Below are 17,175 nucleotides of genomic sequence, written 5' to 3' on the forward strand. Positions count from 1 at the left end.
TTTTTATTTAGTTAAACTCTCCCCCGCGCGGGGTATAATCGTCCCGCAAAACCTTTGTCAATTTTATTCAGGACCTTCGTCATGAAAACATTAGGCGAATTCATCGTCGAAAAGCAACAAGATTTTCCTCATGCAACAGGTGAGCTGACGTCACTGCTGTCAGCAATTAAACTGGGCGCTAAAATTATCCACCGTGATATTAACAAAGCTGGACTCGTCGATATTCTTGGCACTAATGGTGTTTCGAATATTCAAGGTGAAGTCCAGATGAAGCTTGACCTGTATGCAAACGAAAAACTGAAAGCGGCCCTAAAAGCACGCGGAGAAGTCGCTGGTATCGCCTCTGAAGAAGAAGACGAAATTGTCATTTTCGAAGGAGACCGAGCAGAAAACGCAAAATATGTCGTATTAATGGACCCACTAGATGGTTCTTCGAATATCGATGTAAACGTTTCCGTCGGGACAATTTTCTCAATTTACCACCGTATTACACCAATTGGCCAACCTGTGACTGAAGCAGACTTCCTGCAACCAGGTAACCGCCAAGTTGCTGCGGGTTACGTTGTTTACGGTTCATCAACTATGTTGGTTTATACCACAGGGGTTGGTGTGCATGCGTTTACTTACGACCCATCATTAGGCGTATTCTGCTTATCTCATGAGAAAGTCATGTTCCCATCGGAAGGCAAAATGTACTCCATTAACGAAGGTAACTATATCAAGTTCCCTATGGGTGTTAAAAAGTACATTAAATACTGCCAAGAAGAAGATAAAGCAACTAACCGCCCTTATACCACGCGCTATATTGGCTCTTTAGTGGCAGACTTCCACCGTAATTTGCTCAAAGGGGGTATCTATATCTACCCAAGCACAGCAAGTCACCCAAATGGAAAACTGCGCCTACTGTATGAGTGCAATCCAATTGCATTCTTAGCTGAACAAGCTGGCGGTAAAGCAAGCGATGGTGCGAACCGTATTTTAGATATTATTCCAAGTGAATTACACCAACGTGCTCCGTTCTTCGTCGGAACCGAATCTATGGTGGAAAAAGCTGAATCATTCATGCGTGACTTCCCAGACGCTGAATAATCTAATTCACTAATGCTCAGGCGGGATTTCCCGCCTTTTTTGTCCCTTTTTTTCGCCAACTAGTGAGTTTTTCCCCTTTTTGCGGCTATAATGTCCCCCACGCTATCTACCCGAAAATGTGAGCGGCTTGAAAGTCGATAACTAACACTATTTAATCAGTACGTTAATAGTAAACGGGTAAATTCATTATTCACACAAAGGATACATTTAAATGGGCCTGAACAATGTACCGGCAGGTAAAGATCTGCCAGAAGATATCTACGTTATCATCGAAATTCCAGCTAACGCAGATCCTATCAAATACGAAGTTGATAAAGAATCTGGCGCGCTGTTTGTAGACCGTTTCATGTCAACAGCAATGTTCTATCCATGCAACTACGGTTACATCAACAACACACTGTCTTTAGATGGCGACCCAGTTGACGTGTTAGTCCCAACACCATACCCATTACAACCTGGTTCTGTTATTCGTTGTCGCCCAGTTGGCGTCCTGAAAATGACCGATGAATCAGGTGAAGATGCGAAATTAGTGGCTGTTCCACACACTAAACTGAGCAAAGAATACGACCACATTAAAGATGTGAACGATATCCCTGAGTTACTGAAAGCACAAATCACTCACTTCTTTGAACATTACAAAGATTTAGAAAAAGGTAAGTGGGTTAAAGTTGATGGTTGGGATAACGCAGAAGCTGCTAAAGCGGAAATTATCGCCTCTTTCGAGCGCGCTGCGAAAAAATAATTTTCCCCTTCAGGAAATATTATTGAAGGCTCTGGTTAACCCCAGAGCTTTTTTTATGCCTTTAAATGTAAAAACGCCGGCAATATTGCCGGCGTACTGCACATTGTCCACTCAACAAAATAGTGTGTGGTTATTTTTCTTCATCACGTTTGAGCCAGTCGCCGCTTTTAATTTGGCGCAAGCCATCAACCGAATGCTTATACAGATAAATCCAAGCGTTGCCATATGGCGTTGGGATCAACTCTCTTACATAATCCTGGGAGTTTTTCTTTAGCTCATCTAGCTCGGTCAAAATCGATGGGTTGATGCGGTACACTTCGCACTCAATGGCTCCATCGCCTTTCACCACAGCGGGATAAAATCCAAGATCATACAGTTCATAGCCTTCTAGCTTGTGCTCGCCTAACAATTGAGCATAAGTCATCCAGTGATGATTTCCTTGCTTTTGTCTTAAGCTGCCATAAACAATTACACGCATAATCTAAAACTCAAATTGGTAAAGGAGATCCAAGGCCTGGTTCACACCAGACACAGCTTCTAAATACAATTTTGGCATTAACCGATAGCGTAAGGTCAAGGTTGCCAATGAGTCAAAGATACCAACTCCATACTTCACTTGTAAATCATTGGTTATCTTACCGCTCACCACAACTTGGGAACCATCGCCCACACCTTGAGTATCGAGTGCCAGATCAGAAACCCCGAATGTTTCACCTATCTTACCTACCAGTTGCCCACTTTGAGCCACACCTAAGCCGATAATCATCGATGTCATTTGGGAGCCATTTGCGTCACCACTTTCTAAGCCTTCCCCTCTTAACAGATAGGAAAGCGCTTCTTGTTGTGTCTTGGCTGGCTCAGAGAATATCTCGACTTTCGGTTTGTCTGCAAGCCCTGTGACCTTAACACCTGCAATAACATCATCTGCCGTGTTCTCTGGATTACGAATCGCCTCTAAATTTAAGAACGGTTGATCCGCAGGTCCTGAGAACTGAATTTGCCCTTTACGGACAATTAAGTCCTGACCATAAGCACGGAAACGCCCCGCAGGAATGTCAATCTGCCCATTCAAGCTGAGCCCTTGCTTATTCTGCAATACCTTCAGTAAGCCCGTTAACCGCGCTTTTAGACCAAATGCATCTAGCTGTACATCATTACCAATTTTAATATCTAAATTGGTTTGAATCGGAATAGAAGGCGCTTTTTCTTCTATCGGCTGCAAGTTGTTATCCAACATCACCACATCAGAAGACGCACTAACTGCTGACTCAGGCAGCTCTTGAACCGTAATTCTTGCCCATGGAATAGTCACAGAACCACTTAACGTTAAGAGCGATGGCGAAGCATTAAACACAATATCAGGTTGCACATCAATTTTAATCATCGGTGGCATGGACACACGCAGGTTGTTCCCGCGCGCCATGACTTTCGCACGCCACGCATTGATATTTCGCCAATCCGCATCACCATCAATGTTCAGATACCCTTCAGGGGTATTGATCTGCCCATTCATTACCGAACTCGTGCCATTGAAATTAATGCCTAAATGACCGCTTTTAATATCAAACGGGATCATAGCAGATTTAATTTCTAAGCTAGAAAGTGATAAGTTCCCATTTAACAGCGGGTTATTCGCTGAACCACCTAAACGAAGGTTTGCATTTAAACGGCCATTCGCCACTTCTTTTTGACCAAGTAACGGTTTGATTAAATCCAAGGTAATCGAGTTGATTTCAACATTTCCCGATAACAAACGGCGTTTTTCAATATCTGAAACTTGCAAGTTTCCGCGCATCTGCCCGTTATTGGCGAGGCCAAATAACCAATTAAGGTCTGCTTTACCATTTTTCAAGGCGGCGCTGAGAGTTAACGTATCGAATGCGATGGGTAAACGCGTTCCTTCAACAAACTGGGTCGCTTTCACATCATTGCCACGTAGATCGACCTGCACTTGCGGCATGCTACCATCCGCTTTCCAGCTCGCGTTCGCTTTACCACTGAACACACCGCTAACACGGGTATCTTTTGGCATAAACGGTTTTATCATTGCTAAGTCGAAACGCTCTAACACAATGTCCGCACTGCCGCTTTTTCCTGCTTTAATAGGTTTTGGCACACACAAACGCGCGTTTGGATTTACCCAGCAATGGCTGCCAATCGTCACTTCTTGCGTTTGGTTTGCATAATTGAGTGACATAGCTTGGTTTAAGCGCCATTCGCCAACCACCGTATCAAATAACGTATTTGATAACGTGCCTTTCCACACCTCAGTTTGGCGATCAAACCCACCCGCTAATGCTAACTGGCCAGAAACAGGTTCACCTTTCATATTTAATTTCAGGGTATGCTGTTTTTCGCTACCTTTGGCATCTAACGTCAAGTTGCTAACGACTAAATCCCCTTGTCTTAACTGACGTAAAACAACAGATAAATCCCCTTTGATTTGCTCACCAGTCGCAACATTACCTTTGATAGCAACATTTTCGATAGCGAGATCATTTTGCCATTTCACGCCTCGTGCAGTCAGGTCAACCAACGCTTCTGGCGTTTGTAAATTACCGCGTAATTTCACATCCCCTGCAATCACGCCACCAAGCCCTGGCAATAACCCGTTTAGTGCGGGCGCACTAATTTTGGCATCAAGGTTCCATTTCTCGGCAAGAGAGCCCTTAACGTCTACATTATTCTTGCCTAAGGCTAAATTAAAATGAGGGATATCCCATTGGCCTGCGGCATTACCTTTCGCCTGCCCACGGGCTTTGAGTAAGTTATTTTTAACATTACCATCGAGCATAATTTCAGGGATATCTAACTGCCAACTACCGCCGTATAAACTACCACGGGTAGCAATCTTACCGTCCACTTTTGCAGGCCATTCTGGATACTGTTTTGCTGTATTGATCCCAGACAAAGTCAGTATTGCATTCCAGCTAATGGCTTTGCTCCAATCAGCAACACCCGTGATATCCGCATTTCCTTGCAACGCGGCAAGGCGTAAACGCGTTAAATTGATTTGCGCTTCGTTACCTTTTGCATCTAGCATCAAGGTCGATGGGGGTAAATCTTGCCCCGTGATTGCAGAACGCAACGACAAATCATAAGCTGATGGACGACCGTTTAAACGCAGGCGCGTGCCATCTAATTGATATTGCGCATCCCCAACTAACGGCCACGCAAGTTTATCGCTTTCAAGGGTGAGTAAAATTGGCAAATCTGCTTGGGATAAGTCAGTTTCTGCATCAAGCGTAGCATTAATTGGCCCTTGTAAATTAAGTGCCAATTTCAATTCATCAATCAACCCACCTTTAAGGGATAAATCGACTTTCTGCCCATCCAAATCATCTAAACGACTTTCCCCAATAACCGACAATGAAACTGGCCATTTATCTTGCAGCGTTGCAGTACCCGATAACGACACATTGCCTTGCGGCGCATCCACTTTGAGCTGTTTAACCAATACTTGCTGCCCTTGATTGGATAAACTGAGGTGCAATTGGTTGATTTTAACGTCAGTACTGCCCGTTAATTGGAAATTCGAGGCATTAATCCCTTCCACATTTAAATCAACAGGGAGAATAACTTCTGGTAATTCGGCTAGTAATGGCTTCGAAAATAACGCCTTAAGCTCATCCGCAAGGGATTTTTGCTCATTGATTGGTGTCAAGTCTGGCTGTTTTTCTTCTTCAGGCTTCACATCCGAGCTTTCAGGAATATTAATTGCCAGATTAATAATATCCGTTGGAGCGAGGGTAATCGCCTTCCCTTCCCATGTTGCCCCAGTGGTAAATTTTGCTAAATCGATAGCCATGCCATCCACAATGACATGCGTTTCCACAAATGACAGCTGACTTAAACGGATAGTTAAAGGCGCTTTTAGCTCTGTCAACGGCTCAGAAGGCGGAGTCTCTTCCGATGGCGGAAGCTGTGAGGTATCAACGTTAACCGTGACATTTTCCGTACCTAATGTGTTAATACACAGTTCACGACTAGTCAAACACCCTAGTTTCACGGCCAAATGCAGTTTCCCTGCATTCACATCTATACCCGGCATTTGGTATTTCACACCCGTTAAGGTGAGGTCACGAATATCACCATCAATGCCATCAATAGTTAATTCAGGGACAAAGCGTGTTACCGAATTTAAGGCAAAGTGAAAACCTGATTTTGTGCCAATTACCCAGCTAAGCGCACCAATCACCAGAACCAGAATGAATAAAATGGCAAGACTGACCCATTTTAACCACTTCAACCACCTCATAATTCTGTCCCCAAGCCGATGTAAAACTGTATTTTGTCATTATTGGAGTCGCCAATCGGTGTTGCGAGGTCAAATTTAATCGGCCCAACAGGAGAAACCCAACGCACACCAACACCAGCCCCCGTTTTGAAGTCACTGGTTTTAATGTCATTGACGGCTTCGCCGCTATCCACGAAGGTCGCCCCCCACCAGTTTCCCGTAAAATTATATTGGTATTCAATTGACCCAACGACTAGCTTTGATGCCCCTGTGAGCTTACCGCGACTATCCTCTGGTGAGATTTTTTGGTAACCATAACCACGAACACTACCATCCCCCCCTGCGAAGAAACGTAAGTCAGGTGGCACTTTGTCAAAGTCATTGGTTTCAATCCAACCTACATTACCACGCACAACGAAACGGTGGCCCTCCCACGGCGTTCTGATCCACACATTTTTGGCTTGTAAAACTGCAAAGTCGATATCAGAACCCCAAATTTTATTTGAGTAATCAATGGAATAACGCTGGCTATCGCCCCACGTCGGCATAACACCACCCCGCTGACGAATGCGACTAACATAAGCGCCTGGATATAACAGCATGGTGGTATTAGTGACGTTAGCTTGAGTAAAGTTACTCAGCATCCAGCGCATATTCACGCCATACTGCCAACCCGATGAATACTCCCAGTTACGAGATACATTCAGCGTCGTCGTATTCGCTTGGGTATCATTCAAATCCGTACGTTTAAAGCCACCTTGCACTGCATAATATTGCTCAAGTGGATTGGCTTTTAAGGGAATTTTATAGCTAGCATCAATCAATTGCTCAGGCTGGGACAAGCTGATACTTGACGTTAAACTTTGGCCTCGTGAATTAACCCACGGTTTATTCCATGTCGCTTTCACGCGAGGCCCAACGTCCGTTGCATAGCCGCCACCAAGCTCGATAAAGTTCCTCGCTCGAGGCACCATAACCCCTTCCATTGGCAATACATCTGAACCATCATCGCGTGCTTTAGCAATATTTGGCGTCACAATCGCCGAAGAAAACCAACCTGTTTCCGCTAAGCGACGGTTAAACTCAGCAAGTTGCTCTGACGTGTAATATTCCCCTTCTTTAAAGGGTGCGAGGTTATTGAGGTAATCTGAGCGAATTTGCGAACCTTGATAAGAAATAGAGCCAAACCGATAACGTTCGCCACTATTAAAATCAAAATCCCAATATGCGGCATGGTGATCGAGGGAAATCCCTAGCTGGCTCTTTTCCATCACTGCGTCGAAATAGCCTTTACGAATCGCTAAACTACTAAAGCGGCCTTTAAAATCTTCATAGTGACCATCGTTTTGCACGATATCGAGCCTTGGTGTGAATTTCCACACCATCTCTTTAAAATCTGGATCTGTTTTTGCCCCACCTTGAAGTTCGACCTTCACGCCTTTCAGTAAGATAGGCTCACCTGGATTCACCTTTGCGGTTAATATCGAGCGTGCGGGCGGTGTTTTTTCTTCATAACTAAATTCAACAGTCGGTTCGTAATAACCCAGCGGCTTTAAACCTTCCTGAATTGCTTTCTCGACACGCGCTCGAAAACGGCCATTGGGCACCACTTCGTCTTGGGATATATTAGAAAGCTGTACTCGAACGTTTTGATTCAGTTGTCCTTCAAGTCCTTCTATATTAAGGCGAAGATTAGCTGCATATACCACTGGCACAGCCGCAGTTAAGCAGAGAAAACAGATTAGAGGGTATTTCGACACGCCTGCTCCTAAGGTGGTAAAAAGATTGACTAAAGGCTTCATATCAATTTATTTTGAGTAAAATTAGCGCGAGACACAAGTTTTTATCCTAATTTTTAGCTTATTTGTGTGGTCAAGACCAATAGGAATCATTATGCCTTTTAATAAATTTCACTCTGCAAATATTTCACAGCCTCTGCATGGCAGAACCAGCGCACTTTCTTATTCACCATATCACGCTGTTAGCCATCATTCGATTGAGATTATTCCTAAGAATATGGAAATAGCTTATTTTGCAATGGGTTGTTTTTGGGGAGTAGAACGATTATTTTGGCAGCAACCGGGGGTTTACACGACCTCTGCAGGCTATTGCGGGGGGGTGACACCTAACCCAACCTATGAAGAAGTTTGTTCAGGCCGAACAGGCCACGCAGAAGCTGTACGCGTTGTTTTTGATCCACAAGTTATCAGTTACGCTCAACTATTAACGCTATTTTGGGAAAACCACGACCCCGCCCAAGGCATGCGCCAAGGGGGCGATATCGGTAGCCAGTACCGTTCAGGCATTTATACATTAACAGAAGAACAAGACCAGCAAGCGATGAAAACGTTGCAGGCCTACCAAGAAGCCATGAAGGCACAAAACGATATTCGCCCAATCACTACAGAAATCACGCCATTGGAAACCTTTTATTTCGCTGAGGATTACCACCAGCAGTATCTGTATAAAAATCCAAATGGTTATTGTGGCTTAGGCGGTATCGGTGTTTGCATGCCACCGTCTTTAACTATTTAGCACATAACTGATTTATCTTTTATTTATTCTTTAATTAATGCCGCAACAATAAATATATTCAAAATTATTCGTGCTGTAGGTCGGCGGCAAACGAAGATATCTCGGGGAGCATACACAAGTATGTGACCCGAGTAGCTGAGAGAAGCCAACCCCCCCTACAGCGCGAAGAATGAAGAATATTGACGAATATCTCGCCAGCCATCTATACTAACGACACATATCAACAATTTGCGCATGTCGCGCACCGTATATTTGCTTACTCAATATATTTTAATATTCGAGACTATGCCTTTAAAGATTTCTGAATTTTATAAATTCACCCTTTGAAAGGCTGGATAACTTATGCTCAACAGTTTACTGATCGTCCTTTTATTATGTGCTATTAGCGCATTTTTCTCTTTGTCAGAAATTTCACTGGCTGCTTCCCGCCGTATAAAACTCAAGTTAATGGCCGATGAAGGTAACATTAATGCGGCTCGTGTTCTGAAATTACAAGAAATGCCTGGTATGTTTTTTACCGTGGTGCAAATTGGCTTAAATGCAGTTGCCATCCTTGCTGGTATTGTTGGCGAGTCTGCATTTTCCCCTGCTTTATATGATGTTTTCATTCAGTTTTTATCCCCTGAGTGGGCACAAAAAATTGCCTTTGTCCTCTCATTTACTATCGTGACCAGCCTATTTATCTTAGTGGCTGATTTAACCCCAAAACGCGTTGGTATGGTGAAACCAGAAGCCATCGCAATCCGCATTGTTAATCCAATGCGCTTTTGTTTAGTGGTATTAAGCCCCCTTGTTTGGTTCTTTAATGGCCTAGCTAACCTATTTTTTAAACTATTCAAACTACCTATCGCACGTAATGAAGATATTACTTCTGATGATATTTTTGCGGTGGTAGAAGCGGGTGCCGTTGCAGGTGTTTTGCGTAAACAAGAGCATGAATTAATTGAAAATGTGTTCGAATTAGAATCGCGCACCGTACCATCGGCAATGACACCGCGTGAAAGCATTATTTACTTCGATAAAAACGAAACTGAAGACAGTATTAAACATAAAATTTCCACTCAGCCACATTCAAAGTTCCTCGTTTGTGAAGGGGATATTGACCATGTTATTGGTTATGTCGATTCCAAAGAGTTACTTAATCGTGTACTGAATGGGCAAAGTTTAAACTTAAATGATGGCGTACATATCCGTAGCACTCTGATGGTGCCAGATACACTCTCGCTATCAGATACACTAGAAGCCTTTAAAAATAACGGTGTCGATTTTGCTGTTATTCTCAACGAATATGCCTTAGTGATGGGGGTCATTACCATCAATGACGTTATGATTACCCTAATGGGGGATTTAGTCGGATCAGGACAGGAAGAACAAATCGTCGTTCGTGATGAAAACTCGTGGCTAGTCGATGGGGGAACCCCTATCGAAGATGTACAACGTATTTTAGATATTGATGATTTTCCAGACTTTAGTAATTATGAAACTATCGCTGGTTTTATGATGTACCGTTTGAGAAGAATGCCAAAACGTACGGATTACGTGAAATACGCAGGCTATAAGTTTGAAGTGGTGGATATCGACAACTACAAAATTGACCAGTTGCTTGTCACACGGATTACTTCTACCCCTTCCCCCGTCGTTGTACAGCCAGGAAAAAGTGCCATTGAAACGGCTGACGCAAAACAGCAAACAAAAAATACTGGCCACTAGTGCTTACTCGCGAAGCCGTTTCTTTCAATGCGCCACCTTCTGTGGCGCTTTGTTAATCAATAAACAATATTGATTAACCTATCCTAATTCAGCCTGTAGTAATAAAACGTGTTTGTTAACCTCACTCATCACACTGTAATGGCGTTTATCACTGACTTTTGGCGGTAAAATCTTCCCATAATTAAACTCGAATGCCCCAAAATCCTTTATATAGAGCCGACCACTGAAAAGTGTTTTAACATAAAGAGCAATTTTAGATGGGTTATAACGGTTAAAAATTTTCATTAGAACTTTTCCTCCCCTTTGTTCTTACGTACGGCATCTCATAATGCATACCGTACAATAATCATAGACCAGAAATTTCGACTTTGGTTCTAAAATTGCAGTTTTATTCAATTTGCTGACATAACATGACACTGTCAAATAACTGTTAAATCCCCTTTAAACGGTGTATTTATTCTGAATTTTAAAAAATTGTTAAATTTCACATTGAAACTCATCCGATGAGCTATGCTATAAATACACGAAGAAAAATAATCTTCGGGCTCAAACCACATTACAATTCAAGGGGCTTTTATGTTTAAAAACGTCTTCATTTCCATTTGCTTACTCAGCTTATCCACGCTAGCGGCAGCTGCTAATATTCAAATAAATCAATCTGTTCCTGCAGTTTCAGTCACAGATAAAGGCGAACTAATTCTTAATAAAGAAAACAAACTCGATTACCAGCCATGGAAAAGCCAGCAATTAGTGGGTAAAGTGCGCACTATTCAGCATATTGCTGGGCGTTCATCCGCAAAAGAACTCAACGCACCTCTCATCGAAGCCATTAAAAATGCTAGATTTCCGCACGATACCTATCAAACCACGACGATTATTAATACGGATGATGCAATTTTTGGAACGGGCGTTTTCGTTAAAAACAGTGTCGAAGACAGCAAAAAAGAGTTTCCCTATTCTCAATTTATTGTCGATAGCGATGGTGTAGTCAAAACAGCATGGGGATTAAAACCTGAAAGTTCTGCGATTATCCTATTGGATAACCAAGGAAAAGTGCTATTTTTCAAAGATGGTGAGTTAAATTCGCAAGAAATTGAGAAAGTCATTGGCTTACTCATTTCCGCTTTAAAATAGTCGCGCAATTAATCCCTTCACTTAGCCCAGATAAATGAAGGGATTAACTTATCATGGTATTTTTCAAAAATAGTGAGTTATTCTAAAATGCCCTTATAGTAAATATGCATAATTATTTTCATTTTGCTAATAATCAATCACTCTAACTAAGGGTATTTTAGTGTGCCCAACGAATTTTGACACAGAAACCACCCAGTTCACTATGGGTGAAAATAACGTGCAGATTATGCAGCTCAGCAATGCGCTTAACAATAGACAATCCCAGCCCGCTTCCTGTTTTTTCTTGCCCTGGCGGGCGATAAAAACGCTCCCCTAAACGCTGTAACACATCTGGGGTTACACCCTCACCATCATCTTGGATTTCAAGGCGATCCGCATATAATGAAAGTTTAACTTCGCCTTTTTCTTTACCATAACGAATGGCATTATGAAGTAAATTGCGTAATAACACGCTCAGGAGCAGTGCTTGCCCTTGAAAAGGCTTTGGCGTTGAAACAACTGTTTGAATAATGTGAGTTTCGTGGCGCATCGCATCTGGCTCAATCTCTTTCACTGCCGCGTTAATTAATGCCTCCCACGTAAGTTCATTGGCATCTTCTAGCTGCGCAGAAGATTCTAATCGTGATAAGGTCAGCAATTGGTCGACAAGCCGAGTGGCTCTATCAATACCTTCCGTTAAATTTTCAACAGCATGACGACGTATTTCACGGTTATCTCCTGCAATTTGAACAACTTCTGCCTGTACTTTTAACGCAGCAAGAGGGCTACGTAACTCATGGGCTGCATCAGACGTAAATTGCCGTTCGCGCATAAACATTTGGTTAATGCGACCAAACAACCCATTCACTGAGTCGATAATAGGCCTCGCCTCACTGGGGATCCGTGTCACTTGTATTGGTGTTAGCTCATTGGGCTTTCGACGATACAACTGGTTGGCAACATCTTTAAGCGGGCGCAAAGCACGAGTTAATAACCATAAAAATATCAATAACATCGCAGGTAATGCCACTAACCATGGCATAAATTGGGCAACCATAATATCTGTCGCCATCTCTTGGCGATATTCCCACTCTTGCCCTACTGCAATCACATATTGTCCATCCTGAGATTTTAACCAGACAAATCGCCAAGGGTCATCACTCCCCTTCATCATGCCATCTGAAAAACCTTCTCGTGTGAACTCAAAACTAATATCACGACCATTATCGCCATCATTGAGCACCTGTTCCCCTTCAGGAGTAAACACAGCAAACGCCAGCGCATCATCGTCTTGAGACCCGCGGTTCTTCCGTAATAATTTTTTTGTTTTGGTTAGTGAGGGTTTCGTTAACTCAAGATCTGAAGGCAATACCGATAACCGCTTGGCAAAAGCCATCTGCTGTGTATCAAATAACTCATTGATTGTTTTATAGGTTTGGTACCATGCTAACGAGCTGGCAACTCCCCACGTCAGCAACGCAAGAAATAATAATGTTAAGGTGAGTTTTAGCCGCAAACTAAACGTTTTCATTGTTCATTATCACCTAATCGATAACCGACACCGTGAATTGTTCGAATAAACTTATTCCCCAATTTGCGCCTTAAATGATGAATATGTACCTCGACGGAATTACTCGATACTTCCTCATCCCAGTTATAAAGCTTTTCTTCAATCAACGCGCGGGACAACACTTTGTTTGGATTGTGTAAAAAGAGGGACAATAACGCCAGTTCCTTGCCTTTGAGTTGAACGGATTCGCCATTCACCGTCACTGTCATCGCAACAGGGTCCATTTCAACCACACCATGGCTAAGTTTGGGAGTGAGTTGTCCACTTCTACGGCGGATCAATGCTTGCAAACGCGCCATCACCTCCATCAATGCGAAAGGTTTGCATAGGTAATCATCTGCACCTTGTTGCAAGCCTTGAATTCGTTGGTCAAGGGCATCTCGCGCGGTCAGAATTAACACGGGTTCATCCCGCCCTTCTGTACGCCAGTACTTTAAAATATCCATACCATCAATATTTGGTAGGGATAAATCCAGAACGACTGCATCATAAGGCGCATCAAATAACGCAAGTTGCCCCTGTTTACCGTCCATAAACCAGTCAACCGTAAACCCAAGCTGCGTTAAACCGACTTTTAGCCCGTCACCAATGAGTCTGTCATCTTCAATTAATAAAATACGCATAATTCCCCCATATCGGAATATTATTATATTTATCCCATACGCAATAAGATGACTAGCTATTATTAAGCAAATTAAAAATATAATGCATTATGAGAATTTCTTAAGATCCTGTTAAGATTTACCTGCTTTAATACCCTCCATACGAACCAGTTAATGCTTTATTTGGAGATAACGACGATGAAAAAATTACCTTTAATTGCTTTAGTTGCCGCTCTTGCTTCTGCACCTGTTTTTGCTGCTAATGGCGGTTTTGATGGCCCAGGTGCTGTTGCCAATACAGCCACACAGAATACCCAAGCAGGTGGCTTTATTGGCCCAAATAGCGGGGAAATGACTGTCGCAAAAGCACTTGATATGTCAGATGATAGCTGGGTTATCCTACGCGGTAATATTGTTAAACAGCTTGATCATAAACATTATGAATTCACTGACGGTACAGGCACCATTAACCTTGAGATCAGCGAAAAACGCTGGAATGGCATTAATGTCACGCCAAAAGATAAAATCGAAATTCGCGGTAAAATCGATAAGGATTGGAACTCAAGGGAAGTTGAAGTTAAACAAATCCAGTTAATCAAATAATTGAGCTCACCAGTTATATCGCCAGCTTTCAGCCCTTAGCAAAAAGCTGGCTTTCCTCAAAATCTTATTTCTTGCTATTTTTAACAGTGCTAAATTAGCCTTAAATACAATTGTCGCTAAGGCTATACAATGACTGTTAAACAACCGAAACTGCGTAATATTCAAGAAAGACTCCTTTCAGATAATTGGTATATTTTAAAAAAATACACCTATGAATTACAAAGACGCGATGGAAGTTGGCAACAACAAGAACGCGAAGTGTATGACAGAGGAAACGGCGCCGTTATTTTGTTATACAACAAAATTAAAAACAGCATTATTCTCATCCGCCAATTCCGTATGCCGATGTATGTCAGTGGCTACCCGAAATTTTTAATCGAAGCTGCCGCAGGCTTACTTGAAAATGCCTCTCCAGATGCACGTATTATTGCCGAAGCAGAAGAAGAAACGGGCTTTAAAGTTGATAAACTGGAAAAAGTCTTTGAAGCCTTTATGAGTCCAGGCTCTGTCACAGAAAAACTGCATTTTTATATCGCCGAGTATAACGATAATAACCGTAGCAATGCAGGCGGAGGGCTGGTAGAAGAGGGCGAAGATATTGAAGTATTAGAGTGGCCATTCCCTAAAGCACTCGAAGCTATCAAAACAGGAGAAATCGTCGATGGTAAGACAATTATGTTAATACAGCACCTCGCCTTAAATTCAATTCTTAAAAGCTAATTATTTTATCGACTCACTGTAATTGAACTACATTACGGTGAGTTTTATTTTATATTCTCTATTTTAACAACCTAATTATTTATTTCCTTCATTAAAAGAGGTATTTGGCTCACGCCAATCAATAAACGACAATCAAAACAAGAGAAAAATAAACCTTATAATTCAATTAAATACAAACATTCCATCTTTACTATAAATAAAGACACTTTAACTTTGACCTGCCACTTAAAAAACCTTAAATTAAAAACATTATATATTTTCGCCGTTTTAATATTGTCATTTTACGAACCCTAATTTTATCACTAATGAATCTAAATTAATTTCAAGTCATACCATTTTCATTAAGGAGCTAAATAAGATGATACGTTGTGTTCGTATGTGGACAGGTGAAGATGGAAATTCCCTGTTTGAAGAAGGCACACTGGAACTGGATAGTGTTGCCCGTGGAGATAGTCAAACCCCAGCCATTTCAGTCAGCGAACTGACTTTCCGTGAAACTGTCTCAGGTGGATCTTGGGATTGGCATAAAGATCCTGTCCCTCGTTATGTGATCACCCTCACTGGCACCTTAGAATTTGAAACCAAAGATGGTTCAAAATTTATCATTAATCCAGGTGATATTTTACTCGCACAGGATAATACTGGAACAGGCCATAAGTGGCGATTGATCGGTGACGACCCATGGCGACGTGCTTATGTTGTCTATCAAGAAGGCACTGATCTGTGCTTCATACCGACCAAAAAATAGAGGCTTTTTTATGACTAAACCTATAGCAGAAAACGTTGATATTGCGCTGATCGGTGCAGGGATTATGAGTGCGACACTCGGTACTTTATTAAAAGAACTCGACCCATCACTGACGGTTACGGTTTTTGAACGCTTAAATGATTGTGCACAAGAAAGTTCACATCCGTGGAATAACGCAGGAACAGGCCACGCTGCAAACTGTGAAATGAACTACACCCCGCCGAATCCTGATGGCACGGTCGATATCAGCAAAGCCCTTGAAGTTAATACAGAATTCGATTTATCTCGCCAGTTATGGTCATACCTTGTCACGAAAGGAAAAATTAAAAATCCACGCGATTTTATTCACCCTTGCCCCCATATGAGCTTTGTTTGGGGCGCCGACAATGTCAAATTCTTACAACAACGCTTTAAGCAAATGTCAGCTCACCACTGCTACCACAACATGGAATACAGTGATGACCCAAAACAAATTAATGATTGGGCACCGTTGTTGATGGAAGGTCGTGACGATGACAAAAATATTGCTGTCACCCGTGTAGTTACAGGGGCAGACGTCGATTATGGTGCATTGACGCATTTATTAATGGCACAACTCAGCGAACAGTCTGGTTTTACTCTTCACTATAAACATGAAGTCGTTGATGTCACTCAAACCTCTGATGGTCGCTGGAATGTGGAAGTCAAAAATTTATTGACCCATGAAAAACACGTCACATCCGCAAAATTTGTGTTTGTCGGTGCAGGAGGACGTGCTATTGAATTACTGCAAAAATCAGGTATTCCTGAAGGAAAAGGCTATGGCGGCTTCCCTGTCAGTGGAATTTGGCTACGTTGCGATGATGAAAAAGTGGCTGCAAGGCACCATGCAAAAGTGTATGGCAAAGCAGACAAAGGTTCTCCACCGATGTCAGTTCCACATTTAGATACTCGTATTATTGGCGGCAAACGCTCCTTACTGTTTGGCCCATATGCAGGCTTTTCCAGTAAATTTTTAAAACACGGCTCTTATTTAGACCTGTTTGAATCTATTCGCCTCAATAATATTGAGCCGATGCTGGCTATCGCAAAAGATAATTGGTCGTTAGCTGAGTACCTTGTCGGGCAAGTGCTGCAAACCTCTGCACACCAATTTGCCACACTGCAAAAATTTTACCCAGATGCACAACATGAGGATTGGAAAGAAGTCGTTGCAGGCCAGCGTGTGCAAATTATCAAACCTGATCATGATAAAAAAGGTATTTTAGAATTTGGTACCGAGCTGATTACCAGTGCAGATAAGTCATTTACTGTATTGATGGGAGCCTCGCCAGGGGCATCAACCGCCGCCTTTATTGCGCTAAATGTCCTAAAAGATTGTTTTGCCAATCAACTTAAAGCGGATGGCTGGGAAACTAAGTTAAAAGACATTATTCCAACTTATGGTATTGATTTAAAACAGGACGCAAAAGCGTGTTTAGATATTCGTACTGCAACCGCTAAAGTGCTGCAATTAGATAATTAGCT

At 42.3% G+C, this 17,175-nt stretch carries 15 protein-coding genes; 9 read left to right on the forward strand and 6 right to left on the reverse strand.

The annotated features are described in order from the left end of the window. The first annotated feature begins 81 nt into the window (after positions 1 to 81). Positions 82 to 1,089 carry a class 1 fructose-bisphosphatase gene (gene fbp / locus PR808_RS14395; protein ID WP_272539540.1) on the forward strand — a complete coding sequence of 336 codons (1,008 nt, stop codon included), beginning with the start codon at positions 82 to 84 and terminating at the stop codon, positions 1,087 to 1,089. Between the two features lie 211 nt (positions 1,090 to 1,300). Next, positions 1,301 to 1,831: an inorganic diphosphatase gene (gene ppa / locus PR808_RS14400; RefSeq protein ID WP_206083201.1), complete on the forward strand. Its 531-nt coding sequence runs from the start codon at positions 1,301 to 1,303 to the stop codon at positions 1,829 to 1,831. Positions 1,832 to 1,961: 130 nt separating this feature from the next. Here ppa and PR808_RS14405 read toward each other — a convergent pair whose 3' ends face one another. Genes PR808_RS14405 through tamA form a run of 3 tightly spaced genes read right to left on the reverse strand, consistent with a single transcriptional unit; the run spans position 1,962 to position 7,828 of the window. Then, positions 1,962 to 2,309: a gamma-glutamylcyclotransferase family protein gene (locus PR808_RS14405; RefSeq protein ID WP_206083200.1), complete on the reverse strand. Its 348-nt coding sequence runs from the start codon at positions 2,307 to 2,309 to the stop codon at positions 1,962 to 1,964. A gap of 3 nt (positions 2,310 to 2,312) precedes the next feature. Beyond that, entirely contained in the window at positions 2,313 to 6,089 is a 3,777-nt protein-coding gene (gene tamB / locus PR808_RS14410; protein ID WP_206083199.1) for an autotransporter assembly complex protein TamB, read from the reverse strand. After that, positions 6,086 to 7,828, reverse strand: coding sequence for an autotransporter assembly complex protein TamA (gene tamA / locus PR808_RS14415; protein WP_206083198.1), 1,743 nt, complete (start codon positions 7,826 to 7,828; stop codon positions 6,086 to 6,088). The genes tamB and tamA overlap by 4 nt, the downstream gene beginning before the upstream one ends. Positions 7,829 to 7,961: 133 nt before the next feature. Here tamA and msrA point away from each other — a divergent pair, with 133 nt between their 5' ends. Together msrA and PR808_RS14425 are read left to right on the forward strand one after the other, a co-directional pair. After that, positions 7,962 to 8,603, forward strand: coding sequence for a peptide-methionine (S)-S-oxide reductase MsrA (gene msrA / locus PR808_RS14420; RefSeq protein ID WP_206083197.1), 642 nt, complete (start codon positions 7,962 to 7,964; stop codon positions 8,601 to 8,603). A gap of 342 nt (positions 8,604 to 8,945) precedes the next feature. Continuing rightward, a complete protein-coding gene (locus PR808_RS14425) occupies positions 8,946 to 10,313 on the forward strand; it encodes a hemolysin family protein (RefSeq protein WP_206083195.1) in 1,368 nt (455 codons plus the stop codon). A 78-nt stretch (positions 10,314 to 10,391) separates the two neighbouring features. Here the strand turns inward: PR808_RS14425 and PR808_RS14430 are convergent, their stop codons facing one another. Continuing rightward, positions 10,392 to 10,598: a DUF1107 domain-containing protein gene (locus PR808_RS14430; protein WP_047756348.1), complete on the reverse strand. Its 207-nt coding sequence runs from the start codon at positions 10,596 to 10,598 to the stop codon at positions 10,392 to 10,394. Positions 10,599 to 10,889: 291 nt separating this feature from the next. Here PR808_RS14430 and PR808_RS14435 point away from each other — a divergent pair, with 291 nt between their 5' ends. Continuing rightward, positions 10,890 to 11,447 (forward strand): YtfJ family protein, encoded by a 558-nt coding sequence (locus tag PR808_RS14435; RefSeq protein WP_206083193.1) that lies wholly within the window; start codon positions 10,890 to 10,892, stop codon positions 11,445 to 11,447. Between the two features lie 157 nt (positions 11,448 to 11,604). Here the strand turns inward: PR808_RS14435 and qseC are convergent, their stop codons facing one another. Next, a complete protein-coding gene (gene qseC, locus PR808_RS14440) occupies positions 11,605 to 12,957 on the reverse strand; it encodes a quorum sensing histidine kinase QseC (RefSeq protein ID WP_272539541.1) in 1,353 nt (450 codons plus the stop codon). Then, positions 12,954 to 13,619, reverse strand: coding sequence for a quorum sensing response regulator transcription factor QseB (gene qseB, locus PR808_RS14445; protein ID WP_206083189.1), 666 nt, complete (start codon positions 13,617 to 13,619; stop codon positions 12,954 to 12,956). Before qseB ends, qseC begins: the two co-directional genes overlap by 4 nt. Positions 13,620 to 13,796: 177 nt before the next feature. On the opposite strand from qseB, the gene PR808_RS14450 reads away from it, so the two are divergent. The 4 genes from PR808_RS14450 to mqo all read left to right on the forward strand — a co-directional run bounded on the left by PR808_RS14450 (position 13,797) and on the right by mqo (position 17,173). Continuing rightward, on the forward strand, positions 13,797 to 14,201 hold the full coding sequence (locus tag PR808_RS14450; protein WP_206083187.1) for a YgiW/YdeI family stress tolerance OB fold protein: 405 nt from the start codon (positions 13,797 to 13,799) through the stop codon (positions 14,199 to 14,201). Positions 14,202 to 14,330: 129 nt separating this feature from the next. Then, positions 14,331 to 14,921, forward strand: coding sequence for a GDP-mannose pyrophosphatase (locus tag PR808_RS14455; RefSeq protein ID WP_206083185.1), 591 nt, complete (start codon positions 14,331 to 14,333; stop codon positions 14,919 to 14,921). Positions 14,922 to 15,279: 358 nt separating this feature from the next. Next, positions 15,280 to 15,669 (forward strand): hypothetical protein, encoded by a 390-nt coding sequence (locus PR808_RS14460; protein WP_206083183.1) that lies wholly within the window; start codon positions 15,280 to 15,282, stop codon positions 15,667 to 15,669. Between the two features lie 10 nt (positions 15,670 to 15,679). Next, the gene (gene mqo / locus PR808_RS14465; RefSeq protein ID WP_206083181.1) at positions 15,680 to 17,173 is read left to right on the forward strand and encodes a malate dehydrogenase (quinone); all 1,494 of its coding nucleotides are present in this window, start codon (positions 15,680 to 15,682) and stop codon (positions 17,171 to 17,173) included. Positions 17,174 to 17,175 lie beyond the last annotated feature (2 nt).

The sequence above is a fragment of the Providencia sp. PROV197 genome (assembly GCF_028479625.1).
GTDB classification, from domain to species: Bacteria; Pseudomonadota; Gammaproteobacteria; order Enterobacterales; family Enterobacteriaceae; genus Providencia; species Providencia vermicola.

Bases quoted from the DNA above. Each gene is read 5' to 3' on its own strand.
- PR808_RS14450 (WP_206083187.1), top strand. From the start codon at position 13,797: ATGAAAAAATTACCTTTAATTGCTTTAGTTGCCGCTCTTGCTTCTGCA.
- PR808_RS14460 (WP_206083183.1), top strand. From the start codon at position 15,280: ATGATACGTTGTGTTCGTATGTGGACAGGTGAAGATGGAAATTCCCTG.
- PR808_RS14430 (WP_047756348.1), bottom strand. From the start codon at position 10,598: ATGAAAATTTTTAACCGTTATAACCCATCTAAAATTGCTCTTTATGTT.
- ppa (WP_206083201.1), top strand. From the start codon at position 1,301: ATGGGCCTGAACAATGTACCGGCAGGTAAAGATCTGCCAGAAGATATC.
- tamB (WP_206083199.1), bottom strand. From the start codon at position 6,089: ATGAGGTGGTTGAAGTGGTTAAAATGGGTCAGTCTTGCCATTTTATTC.
- PR808_RS14435 (WP_206083193.1), top strand. From the start codon at position 10,890: ATGTTTAAAAACGTCTTCATTTCCATTTGCTTACTCAGCTTATCCACG.
- PR808_RS14455 (WP_206083185.1), top strand. From the start codon at position 14,331: ATGACTGTTAAACAACCGAAACTGCGTAATATTCAAGAAAGACTCCTT.
- PR808_RS14425 (WP_206083195.1), top strand. From the start codon at position 8,946: ATGCTCAACAGTTTACTGATCGTCCTTTTATTATGTGCTATTAGCGCA.
- fbp (WP_272539540.1), top strand. From the start codon at position 82: ATGAAAACATTAGGCGAATTCATCGTCGAAAAGCAACAAGATTTTCCT.
- mqo (WP_206083181.1), top strand. From the start codon at position 15,680: ATGACTAAACCTATAGCAGAAAACGTTGATATTGCGCTGATCGGTGCA.
- qseC (WP_272539541.1), bottom strand. From the start codon at position 12,957: ATGAAAACGTTTAGTTTGCGGCTAAAACTCACCTTAACATTATTATTT.
- qseB (WP_206083189.1), bottom strand. From the start codon at position 13,619: ATGCGTATTTTATTAATTGAAGATGACAGACTCATTGGTGACGGGCTA.
- msrA (WP_206083197.1), top strand. From the start codon at position 7,962: ATGCCTTTTAATAAATTTCACTCTGCAAATATTTCACAGCCTCTGCAT.
- PR808_RS14405 (WP_206083200.1), bottom strand. From the start codon at position 2,309: ATGCGTGTAATTGTTTATGGCAGCTTAAGACAAAAGCAAGGAAATCAT.